Source organism: Enterobacter sp. KB-280D8 (genome assembly GCF_041399405.1).
GTDB lineage: Bacteria > Pseudomonadota > Gammaproteobacteria > Enterobacterales > Enterobacteriaceae > Enterobacter > Enterobacter cloacae_N.
Map to the genome: position 1 here is coordinate 17,511 of NZ_JBGKEC010000003.1, position 20,101 is coordinate 37,611.

Sequence of the window (20,101 nt, forward strand, 5' to 3'; positions counted from 1 at the left end):
CGGGTGCAGCCGGGTTAATGGAGAAGTATATGCTGAGCCTCGATTGTGTTCCCATCTCAACTTATTGCAAAGAGACTGGCGAAACCCCAGATGCGATCAATAAGCGTGTACAGCGCGGCGTTTGGCGTGAAGGGGTGCAGGTGCTTAAGGTTGAAGGCGTTAAGGAGAGATGGATAGATCTTAGTGAGGTTGCAAAATGGGCACGAAAGAATCGCCTAAACTCCCACGCGGTGTAACCATCAGGAAGCACAGCAGTGGGGAAACCATCAATATAACGTTCACATACAAGGGAGTGAAATGCAGAGAACCCCTTTCAAATCTAGAAGTGAACAACAAAAACCTTAAATATGCCGAGCGTACGCTCGGCGAAATCCACAACAAAATCGAGCGTGGAACATTTATCTACGCTGAGTATTTCCCTCGTTCGGTGAGGTTAAAAATTTTCGGTAATGCTGCGACCGGGAAAACAGTGAAAATGTATCTCGATGAATACTTGAAGATCTGCGAAACGAGGAATCTTTCCCCCTCCACCATTGGCGGGTATAAAAAATGCCGTAGCGCGCTGTCTGAACTTCACATTTTCCCTGCCAGTGAGTTAACGCCAGCAGCATTAAAAACATGGATACAGAATCAGAAAACAACATTGAAGACGATACGTAACCAGTTATCGTTTCTACGCTCCTCACTTGATGAAGCTGTTACTGATGGGGTGTTGCAAATCAACCCAGTTTCACTGGTCACGGCATCACGGTACCAAAGCAATAAGAGCGATGCAGAAAGTCGCTACATTGTCGATCCGCTATCACCAGCTGAGGTGAGCGCGCTGTTAACATCAACAGGCAATAAACAGTGGGAGAATCTATTCAGGTTTGCAATCCAGACAGGGTTGCGTAGTTCCGAACTGTGTGCGCTCCGCTGGAGAGATATTGATTTTGTTGGGAAGACAGCGCATGTACAGAGCGCCAGCGTGTCAGGCGTGACGAAGGGGACCAAAACAAAGGCTGGAACGCGCAAGGTAGAATTAACTGATGAGGCGATGATCGCCCTCAACGATCAAAAGCCCTTCAGCTTCATGAAGGACGGTTGTGTCTTTGAGGATCCGAAGACAAATAAACCATGGGCAAGCGCGGATGCCATCAGGAAAAAAGCTTGGGTGCCAACGCTAAGGAAAGCCGGTATCAGGTATCGCAACCCCTATCAAACCCGGCACACTTTCGCTACACGGCTGATCAGTCGTGGTGTAAACCTTTTCTGGTTAGCGGCTCAGATGGGTCACAAAGGCCCAGAAATGCTATTCCGTCACTACGGACGTTATCTCAAGGAATACGACAATAACACAACAAATATTCAATTGAAAAAAGGTTGATCTTGGCAAATAATCCCTTCTTTTTAGAAAAGAAGGGATATCAAAATGGCAGATCCAGCTTGGGTGGGAGTAGGAGGGCTTGTTGCTAGCACATTATCCGCCTTCGCAGCTTATTTAGCGATACGACAAAATATTATCCAACGGAGAATAGCAAATAAGGTTCAAATAACATTAAAAGGTGTCGAGGTTAACCTAGCGAGAAGAAACATAAAAAAATTTATTGACCTTACAAATGATAGTAGTGAGTTCACCATGAATCCACCACTCATTAACATTGGGTTAGGGCCAGCGTTAAAATTTGAATACTCTTGGAACTTTGATTACTTCAAACATTTTAAGAAGATCGGATTGGAATTCGTAAGTGATGAAATAAACTTGAGCACAAAAAAGTATTTAGACTATATCCATTCAAATAGCTACGCATTTCAATATTCAAAGGAAATTAACTCAGAACTCATACATTTGTTAGGAAATGGTAAAACTGCTTGGTTTAGCCATGCCAATAAATATAAAGATGTAGATTACATTTTGCCATGGTCAGTTAGCAGCAAAGAGACATATTTAACATTACCAAATATAATCCCAATGCTTTTGGCATATTATCTTTCGGAGCACTCAAAGTCTCCGATTGGAATGTACTTACCCATTGTGGGCCCCACTTTAACATTAAGTTATGAAGATATCACTGGTGTAAAAAGAAAGGAGGTGTTTACCTCCAGTTTTGTATGTACCAGAACTAGCCAAAAAAACGATACTATTGAAGCCGGATTCAGGTTAACTTTTTCACCAAGTCTCAGTAGAACAGCGCAACGAATTCAAAGAGTACGTAAAAGCTACGCAGAATTCATGGATGAACATGATCACAATAAAAACAAGTAGTTAGGAAACTTTTGACGCGGGTTCAACTCCCGCCAGCTCCACCATTTGCTCTTCCGGATACGTCCGGGAAAATCCTGAAAGCCCGTATGGCACAAGCCATGCGGGCTTTTTTTGTGTCTGTCGTTGTCCGAGAACATCCGGCTAAATCCAGATAAAATTGGTACACGTTTAGGTACACGCTATACTGTGGTCCATTAAACGTGTACCAATTATGGAAGGGATCCAGACATGGCGCGCATTACACGCCCCCTAACTAATAACGAAATCCTCAAAGCGAAACCCCGCGAAAAAGACTTCACACTGCATGATGGTGATGGCCTGTTCTTACTCGTCAAAACCTCCGGTAAAAAACTTTGGCGCTTCCGTTATCAACGACCGGGAAGCAGCAGCCGCACAAATCTGAGTCTCGGCTCATACCCTGCCCTTACACTCGCAGCAGCTCGTCAGATACGCGACCAGCACTTAACCACACTCGCGCAAGGCATGGATCCACTACAGCAACAGGAACAAGCTTCAGAACAACGCCAGATTGAGTTAGATAGCATTTTTTCAACCGTGGCTGCTAACTGGTTCCAGATAAAAAGCAGAAGTGTCACAGAGGATTATGCAAAGGATATTTGGCGTTCTTTGGATAAGGACGTGCTCCCGGCAATCGGTGCGATACCCGTACAGGAGATAAAGGCCAGAACAATTGTTGAAGCACTTGAGCCAATCAAAGCACGAGGGGCACTGGAGACAGTTCGCCGCCTGGTACAACGTATTAACGAAATCATGATTTACGCAGTCAACACTGGCCTGATAGATGCGAATCCGGCATCTGGGGTTGGAAGGGCATTTGAGAAACCCAAAAAGCAAAACATGCCGACGCTTCGGCCAGAAGAATTGCCGAAACTTATGCGCTCTTTAGTGATGTCGAATCTCTCTGTTTCGACTCGTTGTCTTATTGAATGGCAGCTCTTGACCCTCGTTCGTCCATCGGAAGCATCTGGCGCTCGATGGACAGAGATCGATCTCGATGCAAAGCTCTGGGTAATTCCTGCAGAGCGGATGAAGGCTAAGCGTGAGCACATTGTTCCTTTATCACCACAAGCATTAGAAATTTTGGATGTGATGAGCCCTATTAGCGCACATCGGGAACATGTTTTCCCAAGCAGGAATAACCCAAAGCAACCAATGAATAGCCAAACTGCAAATGCTGCTCTGAAAAGAATTGGATTTGGTAATCAGTTAGTTGCCCATGGATTACGTTCAATTGCTAGTACCGCAATGAACGAAGCAGGGTTGTATTCAGATGTGATTGAAGCAGCCCTAGCACATAGCGACAAAAATGAAGTCCGAAGAGCATATAATCGTTCAACCTACTTGAAACATCGTGTAAAACTTATGGATTGGTGGGGTAGTTTTGTACAAACCCATAAATAATTGAACAATAATTTCCCAAGGAATATATATGAATAATGATATTAAGCAAGCGTTGTTAGAAGGAAGAATTATGCTTCTTTTAGGAGCAGGTTCCTCGTTCGGCTCATTAACACAAGCGAGTAAACAAGTTCCTCTCGGCGAAGAACTAGCAAAAATATTAGCAGAGCAAGCGCAACTCCCATATTCAGGAGAAACATTATCTCGAGTATACTCTGCTTGCAGGCCGATTTTAGGAGAGAGAATACATACCATTTTAGATAACTACTTTAGGAATTGCACCCCATCTAAAGAATATAACACCCTATCAAAATTTGTTTTTGCAAGAATTTACACCCTTAATATCGATGATGCTTTTGAAAAAGCCCTAGAACGAAATTCAAAGCAGCATTTGTACATAAGGTCTCGTGATGAAAAAGTATCTCCACCCGATCAATTGTTTCAGAAACTAGACTATATAAAATTAAATGGTGATGTAAAAAAACCTAATGAAGGATATATTTTTTCACCACAAGAGTACGGAGCTGCATCAGCAAAGCCACCATTATGGTATAAAGAGTTAGGTAGTGACTTCTTCAATTATAAATTTTTATTTATCGGTTCTAAATTAGACGAACCCCTTTTCTACCATCAAATCGAACGATATAGAGGAGCTACAAAGAGCGAAGAACAAAGAAGCTACGTAATCACGCCTTCCGCTTCCCCGATTGATATTGCAAGTTTAAAATCATCCAATATAGAACATATTTCAGCCACTTTTTCAGATTTTGTTTCCTGGCTTGAAAGTGAGCTCCCCACCCCTTTAACGCCGATGCAAACTCTAAAACGAAGCAGGCCGGAATACAATGTTTCGGCAGATGATGACGAAGAAAAATATATGCGCATTTTCAAGGAAGTAATACCTGTAAATCGCGCCTGCCTTCAAATCATGAATGAAAGAGACAGTGGAAACCCCATAAGAAACTTCTTTAAAGGTTTCAAACCAACGTGGAAAGACATTATTGACAAAGTACCAGCCGAACTTGAAAACACCAGAATTATTTACGAGGAAATATATTCATTACTTAAAGATCAAGAGTGTTCAAACATCAATCTTTACTGTATTTTTGGTTCCGCTGGCTCAGGAAAAACCACTATAGCAAAACAAATTGCACTCAAAATATCCGAGCATAACACCCCTGTTTATTATGTAGAAAACATCAATGCCAACTTAAAGGATTTAATTAAAGAACTAGAAAAAAAAAGCTCCCAAAAATACTTGGTATTTATTGAAAGAATAGCAGACTCAGCTCAGATTATTGGTGAGATACTTACTGAACAAAAACTAATGAAAGGTATTTTTGTTGGCACAGAGAGCAAGCAAATTTGGTCATATAGAGCCAAAGAATATTTTGAATCTTCACGATATAAAACAAAAGACATATCTTTAATAAACAGAAGCGATGCAAGAAAAATACTAACCAAAATAAAATTGTATGGTAACTGGACTCGATTAGAAAGAATGACTCCTAGTGAAAGAATTAAGGAATTAGTTACCAACTCAAGGAAGCAGTTGCTTATAGGTCTAATGGAAACAACATTGGGCGAAGGTTTTTATCAAATCATTAGAAGAGATTTTCAAAATATCCCTACAGAATCACATAAAGCCTTGCTTGCATTAAGCGGCATTGCTAGTTACCAAAGAACAAACGCACACGAGACAACGCTAACTAGAGCGCTTCAGCATCTAAACCTAAATGCAAATGTAAGCGAACTTGTTAGGCAAATGGATGGCATCTTATTTTATAAAAATGGAAATATAGAAACTAGGCATTATGCATATATTGAAAAAATATTCGATCAATTTCTCGACACCCAATATATCCATGATATTCTTGAAGCATACATAACGTCCTTTACAGTGTATGAATACCCAATAGTTAAACATGTTGTAAAATCTGAAGCTGCCATTTACAAATCATTAGTGAACTCCAAGAACTTAAGAAAACTATTAAAAGGAGATAAAGAAAAAACGTTATCGTTATATAATAAATTTGAAAAAGATCTCGAAAACGAAGGGTTATACTTGATGCAATATGGAATCGCACTTCGAGATTTCGGGATGTATCCAGAAGCCTATGATAAATTAAAAACAGCAAATGAAGCTTACCCTAACTCACCTCAAATTGAACATGCTTTTGCGCAACTAAAAATAATCATTGCATTACAGAGCGAGAGTAGTACTGAAGCATTTAGACTATTTGGGGAGGCTGAGGAAATTTTATCTCGACTAGATGGAGGTAAAGTTAAGGTTATCGATGGATATCCATTAGTTGCTCTTTCAGAAGGACACATAGCCATTGCTAGGAAGTTTTTAAGTGAAGCCGAAGCTCAAAAGCTCGCGGCTTATTACCATGATAAAATAAAAAAAATGTACAACAATGATTATTCAGGTGATACTCGCATCGAAGAAACAAGTGAAATGTTATTCAAATACGCTACAACAGGTATCTTAACCAAAGGTTTAGAAGTACAAATAGCCGAAAGAGAATTTAAATAAGCCCTCCCCCCCCCTTCCCCATTGGGAGAAGGGGGGGAGTATTGAAATAATTTTATTATCGTGCCTGTTTCGGTGCTGAACGTTCTCCCCATCACACCAGCCAGCTTCATGGGCGGTTTACATATAGGTGTATGGGGGGCAGGTTTATGCTTCCTCGAATGAATAAGGTGAATGATTAGCAGGAACTGTAGTGCATCAAAAGTCATCCCTCGGTATCTAAAATTACCGATTTCCTTCACCTCAGATGGGTTTTCTCCCCCCCTCACCAGAACGCGAAAATAAATAAACACTTTACCGCTTGCGCGCAATGCTCTCCCCGCCCCGCCTGCCTGCTTAAGGGGGCGCTTTTAATGCAGGTGCATGATTGGTCTCAGGGCACGCCAGTGCTGGCGCTGGCGGGGGATTCAGTGTCGGTAAAACGCATGCAAAACCATGCACCTTATGCATGCATGGCTTTTTTACGGAAAAATGGCGGGATTTTCGAGGATTTTTGAAAGGACTACTGCGCAGCCAGTTCTGCTGTTTGTAGCCCGGAACTTTACGTCTTTACTGATGCCCTCGATTGCACGGGATAGTCAACACTTAAACAGGCCTGCGAATGTTAAGCTCATATACAACACAGGGAACATCGTAATGCTGCTCAATTGCTTTGAAAGTCATACCTAACCTCTGCATCACACGCTGCGAGGGGATATTTTCAGGATCGGCAACCGCAACCAGATAAGTTGCGCCTATCCGTTCCACCGCGTAATCAATGATCGCTTTGGCTGCCTCTGTTGCGTAGCCTTTGCCATTGTGTTCCGGGACGAGACGCCAGCCAATCTCTAATGGTGCGCCATCCACATTTGCCAGGTGCTGGAGGCAAGCAGCGCCAACGATCGCGCCAGAGGTCTTCTCTTTGATTGCCCACCATGAGAAATTGTACTTATCCCAACGAGCCTGGACTCTTCTGATACCTTCCCAGGTTTCTTCAGGCGTTTTTACGATACCCCCGGTAATATAACGCATCACACCGGAATCACTATCCATTACCCTTAAGCCTTCATAATGAGAGTCATTATAGGGTTCAAGCTTTAAACGGGGCGTTTCTAACTCCATCTGCGATTCCTTTTACTTGAAGGTATTACATTCGAAGAACTTATCCCAATAACTCAACATAACACAATGTAAGAAACGTCTGCTTAAGGCACTCCGCCGAAATTTTCCTTTTCCCGAACATCGGAGCCTGGCTTTAGCATCGATTACAGTAACTAAACCGAGATGTCCATAACGGGATTTTGAGATTGGCTGCAACAGTAATGATGCTTTTGCTCCGGCCGCGTAAGCGACCGGAAATATGGATTTAACCTCTCTCAGAATACGCGTTCAGCATGGCAAGAACCGCCCAACGCGCCTCATCGTCTGCAATATTTTCTGGCAGAACATCAGCTCGAAGATTGATATAAGCGTCAACAGCCTTCCTGATAGCCATACTGACGGAGTTACGATCGTGCGTCGCCAGCGTGGAAGTCAGCAGGCCATCAGTATCTATGCCGTGGAATTCAATACGGCGAACCCCACGTTGCGGAAGATTTGCGCGACGGTACAGCATAGGTCCCAACACCTGCTCCCGGAAGAATGACAGCATACCAATCGCTTCGAAGAGCTCGCCCCTTCCCAGTTTAACCACTGCATAATGAAGCCAGATCCAGGCTCGGGACTCAAACCACTCCGGTGCCATGTCAGGCCAGTGAGCACTAAACTTTGCCAGCTGTCGCTCCAGAGCAGTGTTATCACGGGTAAATAACACTGCTGGCTCCTCAACACGTTGAGTGAGCATTTCCAGAGTGACAAATTTCAGATCGACGTGAAGGAGTTCGGGGCCATACAGGCATATAAGCAGGCGAGGCTCTCCGACATGTTCCCCGGTGAAAGCATGGAGCAGATGGCCTAATGTTCCGGCAAGCAACCGACGCTGTGCCATAACTTCGTCATAGTAGAGAGGTTCCACGACAACGACAAAATCGAGATCGGAGTATTTATCAAACCCGCCATGAACAATCGAACCGCCAGCGAGAAGGGAGTGAATACGCGAATCAGCCTGAAATTTAAGCTTGAGTTGCTCTGCAAAACTTCTGTGTAAATCGGGTAACGTACTAGGCATACTTTTTCCTGTTCACAAAAAATACAAAGCATTACAGAATATCGTGCTGTTCATATACAGGCCAGATATTTTCAATGTGGGCTCCCACAGCGGCTTAACAAGGCAGTACCGTAACGTATGGCTGCGTTGAATTATGCAGAGGACTACACCTTCTCAAGGGAATGCGCTCCATCCCTTTGACCAATATCAACGACGCCTCCCCCTCCCCTTATGCAGAATAAAAAAACACCACCCAGCGCTACGGATTAGCCGCCCCAACCCGGAAGGAACCCCACAATGTACAGACCCATAACCGTCATTCTCTTCATTCTCCTGACCCTCGCCGCCCTTGCTGAAATAGGCTTTTTATCCTTTGGATAATCCTCAGGCGAACTCACCCTCATTAAGGCACATTGATCTCATTACAGTTTTTTCCTAAAGCCACCCCGCTTCGTCTGTGCCATGCTGAATCACGCTCATAACCGATAACGTTAAATGAGGATATTATGAAAAAAACAATTATCGCATTATCTGCCGTTCTGCTGGCTTCCCCAGTTTTTGCTGCGACCACACATGCAACTGACGATACCGTCGCTGCGGCGAACGCAAACGCCAACGAAGCGAAGCAAAAGCTGCACGAAGCGCAGAACAAAGGTGAAGAGCTGAAGCTGAAACAGCAGCATGCTGCGGAAGGTAAGAGCGAAAGCTTTGGCAGCAAAGTCAGCGAAGATTCCCAGAAAGCCTGGCATAAAACCAAAGAAGGCACCGAGAAAGGGTGGGATGCCACTAAAGAAGGCGCTGAGAAAGGCTGGAACAAAACCAAAGAAGGTGCCAGCGAGCTGGAAAAGAAAGTCACTGAGTAATCGACACACTCATCTCAGGGCCGCGTTAGCGGCCTTTTTATTGCTTCGAACAGAGAGTATTAATGCAAACGTCCGACTGCCCATCCCCGTGTCCATATTTTTTCGACATCAGTATCAGGCTAATGAATGAACCGCATTGAAAATAAAGCAGGTTATTATATTTTCGCTCGCAGTAGCAGAATTCCCACACCCTATAAGAATATATTTTAAATTCTAATTAATATAATATATCCTACATCAAAAATGTTACCCTAACTTAAACACAAATTAAGCAAATTTAAATAATAACATTTTCAATTACATTCAAAAACGTCACTACCAATTATTGAATTACACCTAAAGCACAAATAAAACACACAAACTAAAAATAAAAAAACCAATAAAAACAATCCAATAAGAAAATAAACACATAATCCACATCAATTAATTAATGCCCTCTTTACGACTTACCCCTTTATTTACGAAAGCTTAATTTGCACATTCACCGTTTTCTGGCTATATCATTTTTATATCCTCAAAACCAATTCCTCTATTAATTACAGGGTTTTATAAGGCGAAAATACGCATAGCAAACATTCTGTCTGATAAGTAATTACATTCGCTCTGATGTTGCCACTCTGAATCCTGGCGGGCATCGTTCGCTCTAAAAAAGACGGTGAGTGCTGTTTAATAAACAGTAACTCCGCCGGGGGCGCCCTTTACCTTCTCCAGAGATGGCTCGTCTTGCTCGTCGTTCACGATAACTCTGCTGGAGTAATACCTAAATGAGCCAAATCTCTGTTATATCAAAACTCACTGGCGTGGAAACGACTACGGAAGGCACACAGGTTACGCTGAGCCATTCCTCTATCGTTGAGCTTCATGTAGAGCGAGCCGATGTCTCCCACTTCGCGCGAAGTGGTAACGATCTGGTGGTGACCCTGCACTCAGGGGAAGTGATCACCCTTAAAAACTTCTACGTCACCGACGCGCAAGGCGTGAGCCAGCTGGTGCTCCAGGAGAGTGACGGTGCGCTATGGTGGATTGAAGATCCAACCGGAGCCGCCACGTACGAATCCATCGCCTCTACGGACGCGTTGCTGGCCGCATCCGGAAGCGATGCCGGTGGAGCCGCCATCTGGCCATGGGCACTGGGCGGCATTGTTGCAGCTGGCGGTATCGCGGCGGCAGCAAGCACCGGCGGTGGCGGAGGGGGAGACGACGACGATGGAGGTAACAGCAGCCCTACCCCCGGCTCGCCGGTCGATCCAACCAACCCGGATACAACACCGCCGAACGCGCCATCCAGCCTTCAGTTCTCGTCGGACGGTAAAAGCGTCACCGGTACCGCCGAGCCCGGCAGTACTATCACGCTGAAAGACGCGAACGGCAACGTCATTGGCACCGGGCAAACCGGCAGTGACGGCAACTTTACCGTGTCTCTCGGCACTCCGCTGACCAACGGCGAACAGGTGACCGCCACCGCGACGGATGCAGCCGGAAATACCAGCCAGGGCACAACGATTACGGCGCCGGATCTCACCGCACCCGATGCCCCGACCATCGGCAGCGTGACGGATGATGTCGCCCCACTAACGGGGTCGGTCACAAACGGCGGCAGCACCAACGATCCACGCCCGCAGCTCAGCGGCACCGCGGAGGCGGGCTCCACCGTGACCATCTATGACGGCGGAGTCGCGATTGGCACGGCGCTCGTCGCCAGCAACGGCACCTGGACATTTACCCCGTCAGCTGACCTGACTGAAAGCACCCACCAGATTACCGTGCGGGCAACCGACGCCGCCGGCAACCTCGGACCGGCCTCACCGGTATTTACCCTCACCGTTGATTTTACCCCGCCGACCACGCCTACCGCGATTGTGCTGACCGACGACACGGGTGCGATCAGAGGAACCATAACCGCTGGCACGCCTACCGACGCTTCAAAGCCGATCCTGGCGGGAACGGGCGAGCCCGGTGGAACAATCACTATCTACGATAACGGTGTGGCGATTGGAACCACGACGGTACTGCCGAACGGCACCTGGAGCGTCACGCCGAGCGGCCCGCTCCCGGACGGAACGCACACGATAACCGTCGTTGAAACCGATGCAGCCGGAAACCAGAGTGCGGCCTCGGAGCCTATCATCTTCACCGTGGACACCACGCCGCCGCTGGCCCCCGGTGACCTCGTCGTTTCGAATGATGGCGGCACCATCACCGGCACCGCGGAACCTGGCAGCACGGTAACCATCCGTGAAGGCGACGCTATCCTTGGCACCCCGGTGGCCGACAGCGAGGGCAACTTTAGCCTGACGCTGACCCCGCCTAAGCTCAACGGCGAAATCCTGACCGCAGACGCCACCGACGCTGCGGGCAACACGGGGCCAGCAACCTCCGCAGCGGCGCCGGATGTCACCCCACCGCAGGCGCCGGTTATCGTGTCGGTAATTGACGACGTACTGAACACAACCGGACCCGTGGAGCAGAATGGGCTGACCAACGACCGGGCGCCGACCCTGAACGGCACGGGCGAACCCGGTTCGACCATCACGATTTTCAACGGCAGCGATATCATCGGCACGGTGGACGTCCCCTCATCCGGCCTGTGGAGCTTTACGCCGCCCTCACCGCTGGCCGATGGTACGTACGTACTGACGGCAACCGCAACAGATGCCGCCGGTAACCCGAGCGGACAATCGAACGCGTGGACCATTATCGTCGACGGGACTGCGCCAGCCGCTCCGGTCATTACGCAGGTGGTTGACGATGTTCCCGAACGTACCGGCTCGCTCGACCTCAATGAGACCACCAATGATTCAACCCCGACGCTCAGCGGTACCGCCGCAGCAAATGCCACGGTGACCATTCGTGTGGACGGGGTTGATATTGGTACGACCGTCGCCGATGGCCTCGGCGCGTGGAGCTTTACTCCGGACATCCCCATCGCCGAGGGTCCCCATACCCTGACCGCCGTCGCGACCGACGCGGCAGGCAACATTAGCGATGTTTCCAACAGCTGGGGCATCACCATTGACAGCGTGGCCCCGGATGCGCCGGTCATTACCCAGGTAGTGGATGATGTGCCAGAGCGCCTCGGCGCGCTCAATCCTGGCGACAGCACCAACGACACCACGCCGACGATCAACGGCACCGCTGAGCCGGGCTCAACCGTCACCATTCGCCAGGACGGCGTCGATCTCATCACAGTCCCGGTCGACAGCAACGGCTCGTGGTCCTTTACCCCCGCCACGCCGCTTGGCAACGGCACGTATACCTTTACCGCCGTCACCACCGACGGAGCGGGTAATACCAGCCCGGCGTCAGGCGGCTTTACCCTGACCGTCGATACCACGCCGCCAGCGGCGGCTACTATCGCCACCGTTACCGATGACGTCGGCGGTGTTAACGGGCCGCTCACCAGCGGCGACACCACCGACGACACCCAGCCGCAGCTGCAGGGCACCGCGCCGGCAGATACGGTAATCACCGTCTATGACGGCACCACCCTGCTCGGCACCGCGACCCTCGACGGCAGCGGCGGCTGGAGCTTTATCCCCGTTATCCCGCTTACCGACGGCCCGCACACGCTGACGGTGCATGCCACGGATGCCGCGGGCAATACCACCATCTCAACGCCGTTTGAACTGACGGTGGATACCGTCGCGCCTGCCACGCCGAATATCCCGGCAATCACCGTCAATCCTGACGGCACAGAAACGCCGCTGAACCCGGGAGAAACCACCCGCGACACCACGCCGACCCTGAGCGGTTCCGGCAACCCGGGCGATACCGTGACGATCTACAACGGCGGCGTTAAGCTTGATGATGTGCTCGTGGACGGCACCGGCAACTGGACCTGGACGCCAGCCACCCCGCTGCCTAACGGCACCTATGACATTACCCTGACCGTCACCAACATGGACGGCACGGGCAACGAAAGCGCCCCGTCCCAGCCGGTCACCATCACCATTGACACCGATGCGCCAGTCGCACCTGCAGCACCGGTGATTACCGACAGCGTCAGCCAGATAACCGGCCCCGTTCCCGATGGTGGAACCACCAACGATCCGCGTCCGGTCCTCAGCGGCACCGGTACGGCGAACGATGTTATTAACATTACTGACACCGTCAACGGCACTCCGACCGTCGTGGGCACCGTCACGGTAGACAGCAACGGCAACTGGAGCTGGCGTCCTGACAGTAATATTGGGGAAGGTACCCACGTCTACACCGCCACCGCCACCGATGAGGCGGGCAACGTCTCTGACGCTTCGCCGGCGATTACGATTAACGTGGATACCGTTGCACCGGATGTCCCGGTATTTGACGCCGTCGGGGGCCAGCCGAATGGTGGCATTATCACCGATGCGACGCCAACCGTCGGAGGAACCGGCACGACTGGCGACACGGTCATCGTCTACAACAACGGCGTTGAGTTGGGCCGTGTCGAGGTCGTTAACGGAGAATGGAGCTTTGTGCTGCCAACACAAGCGGATGGCCTGCTGAACATCACCGTTGCGGGCGTAGACGCGGCGGGTAACGTCAGCGCGCCGAGCCCGGTCATTAGCGTCACGCTCGATACCGTTGCGCCTGAGATCCCCGTCATTAGCGCCGTCGATAACAGCCTGCTGTCCAACAACGTGCTTTATACGAACGACGGCACGCCGACCCTTACCGGCACCGGTGAACCGGGCACCACAGTTATCGTCTCCGTAGACGGCACGCCATCTGCCGTGCCGGTTACCGTGCAGCCGGATGGCACCTGGAGCTGGACTGCTGACGCGACGCTGGCGGAGGGTCCGCATACCTTCACCGTCTCCTCCAGCGATCCGGCGGGTAACCTCTCAGGCAGTTCAGCGCCGCTGAGCGTGACGGTCGATACCGTCGCCCCGGCCGATCCCGGCAACATGAGCCTGCCTGAGACAGGCACACCGCTGACCGGTACCGGCGAAGAGGGAAGTACCATTACCGTTAAGGACAGTGGTGGCACGATCATTGGTACCGGCGTTGTCGGCAGCGACGGCAGCTTCTCCATTGCGCTGAGCCCGGCGCAGCTGGATCCAACCACGCTGACCGTGACCGCCACGGACGCCGCAGGCAATCCAAGCGCCGATGTGCCTTTTATCGTCACCGACTCGCAGCTTGAGCTGCCGCAGGTGCCCGTCATCACGGCAATCGTCGATGACGTGGACCCGGTCACCGGCGATGTGAAAGGCAAAACCACCAACGACACCACGCCTACGCTTACCGGTACGGCCGAAGCGGGCAGCGTGATTACCATCTACCAGGACGGTAGCACGACGCCATTGACAACGGTGACCGCCGACGGCAGCGGCAACTGGAGCTATACGCCAGCCGCGCTTGGCGAAGGGCTGCACACCTTCGAGGTGACCGCGACCCTCAACGGTGCCACCAGCGGCCGCTCTCCGGCGGCCAGCGTGACCATCGATCTTACCGCCCCGGGTACGCCAACCATTGGCTCGGTCATTGACGACGTGGGTCCTGTCACCGGTCCGCTGACCAACGGCCAGACCACCAACGACAGCCAGCCGACCCTCACCGGCACCGGCGCGGTGGGTGATACCATCTCCATCTACAACAACGGCGTGCTGCTGGACAGCGTGGTGGTCGGTAATACCGGCACCTGGAGCTACACCACGCCCGCTCTGCCAGAAGGCAGTAATGTTCTGACCATCCGCGAGACCGATCCGGCGGGAAATCAGAGCGGTCCTTCGGCGGACTTCACCCTCGTGGTGGATACCCTTTCCACTACGCCGGTCATCACCAGCGTAACGGATAATGTGGGCAATGATGCCACCCCGATAGTCAGCGGCAGCGAAACGAACGACGCCACGCCAACTCTTACAGGGACCGCGGACGCGAACAGCGTGGTGACCATTTTCGATGGCGCTACCCAGATTGGCGTGGTTACGGCGGATGGCACCGGCGCGTGGAGCTTTACGCCAGAGACCGCACTCGTCGAAGGCTCGCACAGCTTCACCGTCCTGGCGACCGACCCGCAGGGCAACGTCAGCGAAGCCTCAGCCCCATGGAGCGTGGTGGTTGACCTCACGGCGCCGACGGTTCCAACGCTGGATACGGTGAGTGATAACGTCCCTGGCGGCGTCACGGGCAACCTCACCAGCGGGCAGGCAACCAACGACAACACCCCAACGATTAGCGGCACCGGACAGGCAGGCAGCACTATCCACATCCTGAATAACGGTACGCAGATTGGTACGGCGACCGTCGACGGAACCGGTAACTGGTCCTTCACCCCGACCGCGCCGCTGGACGACGGCAGCTACTCCCTGCGCGCGTACGCAACGGATGCCGCGGGCAACGCCTCGGCTAACTCGTCGGTCTTCGCCTTCACCGTCGATACCGCAGGCCCCGGTGTGCCGCTGGTGACCAGCGTGATTGACGATGTCGCACCGACCACGGGAACGCTCACGTCGGGTAACAGCACCAACGACGCGCGTCCGACCTTCAACGGCACGGCCGACGTAGGTTCTACAGTGCACGTGATTGTTGATGGCAACGAAATTGGCACCGCCGTGGTCAATGCCCAGGGCAGCTGGACCTTCACACCGGGTACCGATCTGCCCGACGGACCGCATGCCATCACCTTCAATGCCACCGACGCGGCGGGCAACGCGGGTACGGCAACGGCACCGTTTAACCTGACGGTGGATACGGGCGTGCCGTCTGCGCCGGTCATTTCAGCCGCAGCAGATAACGTGGGCAGTATTCAAACCCCGCTTACTTCCGGGCAGAGCACCGACGACACCACGCCAACGCTGAGCGGCACCGCGACGGCCAACGCCACGGTCACTGTCTATGAAAACGGTCAGCCGGTCGGCACCGCACTGGCAGACGGTACCGGCGCATGGAGCTTTACGCCGTCCGCACCGCTGGCCGCTGGCAGCCACACCTGGACCGCCACGGTGACCGATGCCGCCGGGAACGTTAGCCCCGCCTCGCCGGGCTTCACGCTGGTTGTCGATACCACGGTACCCACCGCGCCGGTTATCGGCCAGGCGATTGACGATGTGGGGACCATTACCGGTCCAATCACATCCGGGCAGACGACCGACGACACCGTACCGCGGCTGGTTGGTACCAGCGAACCATTTGCCACCGTGAATATCTATGAGGGAACCACGCTGGTCGGAACGGGCACCGCAGACGGCAGCGGCAGCTGGAGTATCTTACTCAATACCACGCTGACAGAAGGTGCGCACAGCTTCACCGCGCAGGCCACGGATGCCGCAGGCAACACCAGCGCGTCGTCAGCCAGCTTCAGCCTGACGATTGATACCACGCCGCCAGCGCTGCCGGTGCTCACCAGCATCCTCGATGATGTCGGCAATGCGGCAACGCCGATAGCAGACGGTGGAACAACCAACGACGCGCAGCCAACCCTCAGCGGTACGGCAGAAGCGGGTTCTACGGTGAAAATCTTCGATAACGGCGTGCAGATTGGCAGCGTAACGGCCACCGGCGGGGCATGGAGCTTTACGCCTTCCCCGGCGCTGGGCAACGGCTCGCATAATTTGACCTTTACCACCACCGATGCCGCAGGCAACGCCAGCGCGCCAACCGCCGGGTATACCATTAACGTTGATACCCTTGCTCCGGCCGCGCCGGTCATTAGCTCGGTAGTTGATGATGTGGGCAGCGTCATCGGACCGGTAACCGGCACCACTCCGACCAACGATACGCGCCCAACGCTGAGCGGGACTGCCGAAGCGAACGCGACGGTGCGGATCTACGATGGCATCACGCTGGTGGGCACCGTCACCGCCGATACCAACGGCAACTGGACGCTGCCAGAAACCACCACGCTGACGCAAGGCACCCATAACTTCACCGCCACGGCCACCGATGCCGCAGGCAATACCAGCCCGGCATCGGCCGTGACGACGGTGATCGTCGATCTTACCGCCCCAACGGCCCCGACAGGGACCTTTAACGCCGACGGTAGCGTATTAACCGGGAATGCTGAAGCAGGCAGTACCGTCACGATCCGTCTCCCGGACGGTTCAACGGTAACGACCACAGCGGGCAGCAACGGCACGTACAGCTACACCTTCGTTAACAAGCAGACAGAAGGCCAGACGCTGCAAATCACCGCCACCGACGCGGCGGGCAACGTCTCGCAGCCCGGCTCGGCGCTCGCGCCGGTGGTGCCGCTCTCCGCCAGCAATAACGTCGAAGAGCTGGAGCTCAGCACCACGGCCACCGTCACCAACAGCCAGTACAGCGACTACGGCTTCCTGCTGGTTGGCGCCGTGGGCAACGTCCTGACGCTGCTCGGTAATGACTCCGCTCAGGTGAACTTCACCGTGGGCAGCGGCGGCAGCGCGGACATCGTCGTGAACGCCAACGCCACGGGGGCCGTGCTCTCTCTGCTCAACACCCTTGAGCTGGTGGTACAGCGCTTTGACACCGTTAACAACACCTGGACTACCGTAGTCGATACCGGACAGCCGCAGTTTGCCGACCTGCTGACCCTGGGGGCCACAGGCGTTTCGCTGAACCTGACCGGGCTGGCGGACGGCAACTACCGCGTGCTGAGCTATAACACCAACCTGCTGGCAACCGGCTCCTACACCAGCCTTGACGTGGCGGTGAAAGAGACCGGGCCGGGCACCGTTACGGGCGATACCAGCCTCGGCGGTAACGTGATCACCGACGTTGACCCAACCGCAGGCAGCGACAACGCTCCGGCAGGGGCAACGGTCACGGCCGTCACTAACGCCCAGGGTGTCACCACCAGCGTCACTGCCGACGGCACGGTGATCCAGGGTCAGTACGGTACGCTGACCATTAACCGCGACGGCAGTTACACCTACGATCTGACCAACACCAGCGCATCGGTGATTGGCCGGACGGAGAGCTTCAGCTACACCATCACCCATAACGGCGTCAGCGCGTCGGCGAACCTGGTGCTGTCGCTGGGCAGCGGTACCGCCACCAGCGGTATTGTCGCGGTTGACGATACGAACTCGCTGACCTTCGATACCACCGTCAACGCGATTGACAACGGTACGTCGTCCCAGGGCGGCTTTACCCTGGTGGGGATCAATCTCGGCAACACGCTGGGGCTGAACCTGCTGGACGATATGACCAACCCCATCATCTATAACGTGGAGGAAGGCACTACCCGCACCATGACCATCCAGGCTTCCGTTGGCGGCGTGGCCCTGGCATCGGTGTTCGACCTGTACATCTACAAGTTCAACAACGCGACGCAGACCTTTGAGCAGATGCGCGTTGAACCAGGCTGGCTGCGCGCGCCGCTGCTGGGCGGCACCTCGCCTCAGCTGACGCTGCAGCTGCCGGCCGGTGAGTACCTGTTCCTGCTGAATACGGCTGCGGGGATCACCGCCCTGACGGCCTACACGCTGGACGTGCTGCAGGATCATGTCTACAGCGTGGCGAGCGTCAGCGCGAGCACTACCGGGGACGTTCTGTCGGATGATATTGCGCCAGTCGGCACGCTGGTGACGGAGGTTAACGGCGTAGCGGTGAACAGCAGCGGTCTGACGAACATTACCGGCGAGTACGGTACGCTGAGCATCAACGCGGCCGGGGAGTACACATACACCCTGAATAGCGGCGTCGGCGTTGACCACATCAGCACCCCGGATACCTTCGTCTACACCATTACCGCGCCGGACGGCACGAAAGACACGGCTTCGCTCAACATCACCCCAACCGCGCAGCCGATGGATGCGGTGAATGATGTCAGCACCGCGATGGACGTGACGTCGGTACACCATACCGCCGCGTACTCGGATACAACCGTCGGGTCGGCGAGCTGGAACGCCGCGCTGCTCACTTCAACCCAGGGCTCCGGCTCAGGCACCTTCGTGGTGGATGCCAATACCGCGCTGCACAACGTGGTGCTGTCGTTTAACGTCGCCTCGTTGCTGACGCTGACAGGGTTGACGGTTGACTGGACGCTGACCAACGGCGCCACCACCGTCAGAACCGGCTCGTTCAACGGCGGGCTGCTGCTGGGCGGCACGGCAACGGTCAACCTGACGGGTCTCGACCTGGAGGCGGGGACCTACACCCTGAGCTATACCGGCAGAATGGGGCCGCTGGGAGTAGGAAATATCACCATCACCCCAAACGTCACCGGCACCAGCTACTCGCTGTCGCAGTTCGACGCCACGGGCACCCACACCGTTGACGGCAATATTTTCGACGGCACCGGTTCCGCAGGGACGATGGACCAGCTGCACTCGGTGGATACCCGCGTGAGCATTACCGGCTACGACGGCGTTACCACTACGCTGGATCCCTACACCGGCAGCACGCTGTCGAGCATCACGGGTCACTACGGCACGCTGGCGATTGCCGCAGACGGCAGTTACACCTATACGCTCAACCCGGGGATATCGCTCTCTACCATTACCACGAAGGAGGTCTTTAACTACACCCTGACCGATGCCAACGGCACCACGGACACCGCGTCACTGACCATCGACATGGCGCCGAAATTTATCAGTTCGGAGCATAACGATGTGATTAGCGGTACGGCCTACGGCGACACGCTGATTTATCAGGTGCTGAACAGCACGGCGGGCAACGCGACGGGGGGCAACATCACCAGCGCCGGCGGCGACCACTGGACGAACTTCTCCCTGGCACAGGGAGACAAGATCGACATTGGCGACCTGCTGGTGGGCTGGGACGGTAATACCGCCTCGCTGGGGAGTTATATCAATGTCACGCAAAGCGGTAGCAACACTGTGATCTCCATCGACCGTGACGGCGCAGGGAGCACCTACACTAATACTGCACTCGTTACGCTTGATAACGTCCAGACCACGTACGACGAGCTTGTGAACCAGCAACACATCATTACCTGATAGCACCTGCACGAGATGACCCGGGCGCGCACAGCGCCCGGGCAT

Annotated in this window: 10 protein-coding genes; 8 read left to right on the forward strand and 2 right to left on the reverse strand. The window is 53.1% G+C overall.

Going from position 1 to position 20,101, the window contains the following annotated elements:
* Positions 1-29: 29 nt before the first annotated feature.
* The 6 genes from AB8818_RS10120 to AB8818_RS10145 all read left to right on the forward strand — a co-directional run bounded on the left by AB8818_RS10120 (position 30) and on the right by AB8818_RS10145 (position 6,697).
* Positions 30-236 (forward strand): excisionase, encoded by a 207-nt coding sequence (locus tag AB8818_RS10120; protein WP_237736241.1) that lies wholly within the window; start codon positions 30-32, stop codon positions 234-236.
* A complete protein-coding gene (locus tag AB8818_RS10125) occupies positions 197-1,366 on the forward strand; it encodes a site-specific integrase (RefSeq protein ID WP_262788557.1) in 1,170 nt (389 codons plus the stop codon). The genes AB8818_RS10120 and AB8818_RS10125 overlap by 40 nt, the downstream gene beginning before the upstream one ends.
* 45 nt (positions 1,367-1,411) lie before the next feature.
* Entirely contained in the window at positions 1,412-2,245 is an 834-nt protein-coding gene (locus tag AB8818_RS10130; protein ID WP_220710503.1) for a hypothetical protein, read from the forward strand.
* A 228-nt stretch (positions 2,246-2,473) separates the two neighbouring features.
* Entirely contained in the window at positions 2,474-3,667 is a 1,194-nt protein-coding gene (locus AB8818_RS10135) for an integrase domain-containing protein (RefSeq protein WP_192984442.1), read from the forward strand.
* 28 nt (positions 3,668-3,695) lie between these two features.
* Positions 3,696-6,203, forward strand: coding sequence for an SIR2 family protein (locus AB8818_RS10140; RefSeq protein WP_371199880.1), 2,508 nt, complete (start codon positions 3,696-3,698; stop codon positions 6,201-6,203).
* 350 nt (positions 6,204-6,553) lie between these two features.
* On the forward strand, positions 6,554-6,697 hold the full coding sequence (locus AB8818_RS10145; protein ID WP_192984437.1) for an acetyl xylan esterase: 144 nt from the start codon (positions 6,554-6,556) through the stop codon (positions 6,695-6,697).
* Between the two features lie 88 nt (positions 6,698-6,785).
* Here the strand turns inward: AB8818_RS10145 and AB8818_RS10150 are convergent, their stop codons facing one another.
* Positions 6,786-7,301 carry a GNAT family N-acetyltransferase gene (locus AB8818_RS10150; protein WP_116343801.1) on the reverse strand — a complete coding sequence of 172 codons (516 nt, stop codon included), beginning with the start codon at positions 7,299-7,301 and terminating at the stop codon, positions 6,786-6,788.
* A 244-nt stretch (positions 7,302-7,545) separates the two neighbouring features.
* The gene (locus AB8818_RS10155; RefSeq protein ID WP_192984434.1) at positions 7,546-8,346 is read right to left on the reverse strand and encodes a nucleotidyltransferase domain-containing protein; all 801 of its coding nucleotides are present in this window, start codon (positions 8,344-8,346) and stop codon (positions 7,546-7,548) included.
* A gap of 485 nt (positions 8,347-8,831) precedes the next feature.
* On the opposite strand from AB8818_RS10155, the gene AB8818_RS10160 reads away from it, so the two are divergent.
* Positions 8,832-9,188 (forward strand): hypothetical protein, encoded by a 357-nt coding sequence (locus AB8818_RS10160; protein ID WP_047364364.1) that lies wholly within the window; start codon positions 8,832-8,834, stop codon positions 9,186-9,188.
* Between the two features lie 764 nt (positions 9,189-9,952).
* Positions 9,953-20,056 (forward strand): BapA/Bap/LapF family large adhesin, encoded by a 10,104-nt coding sequence (locus AB8818_RS10165; RefSeq protein WP_192984431.1) that lies wholly within the window; start codon positions 9,953-9,955, stop codon positions 20,054-20,056.
* The last annotated feature ends 45 nt before the right edge of the window (positions 20,057-20,101 follow it).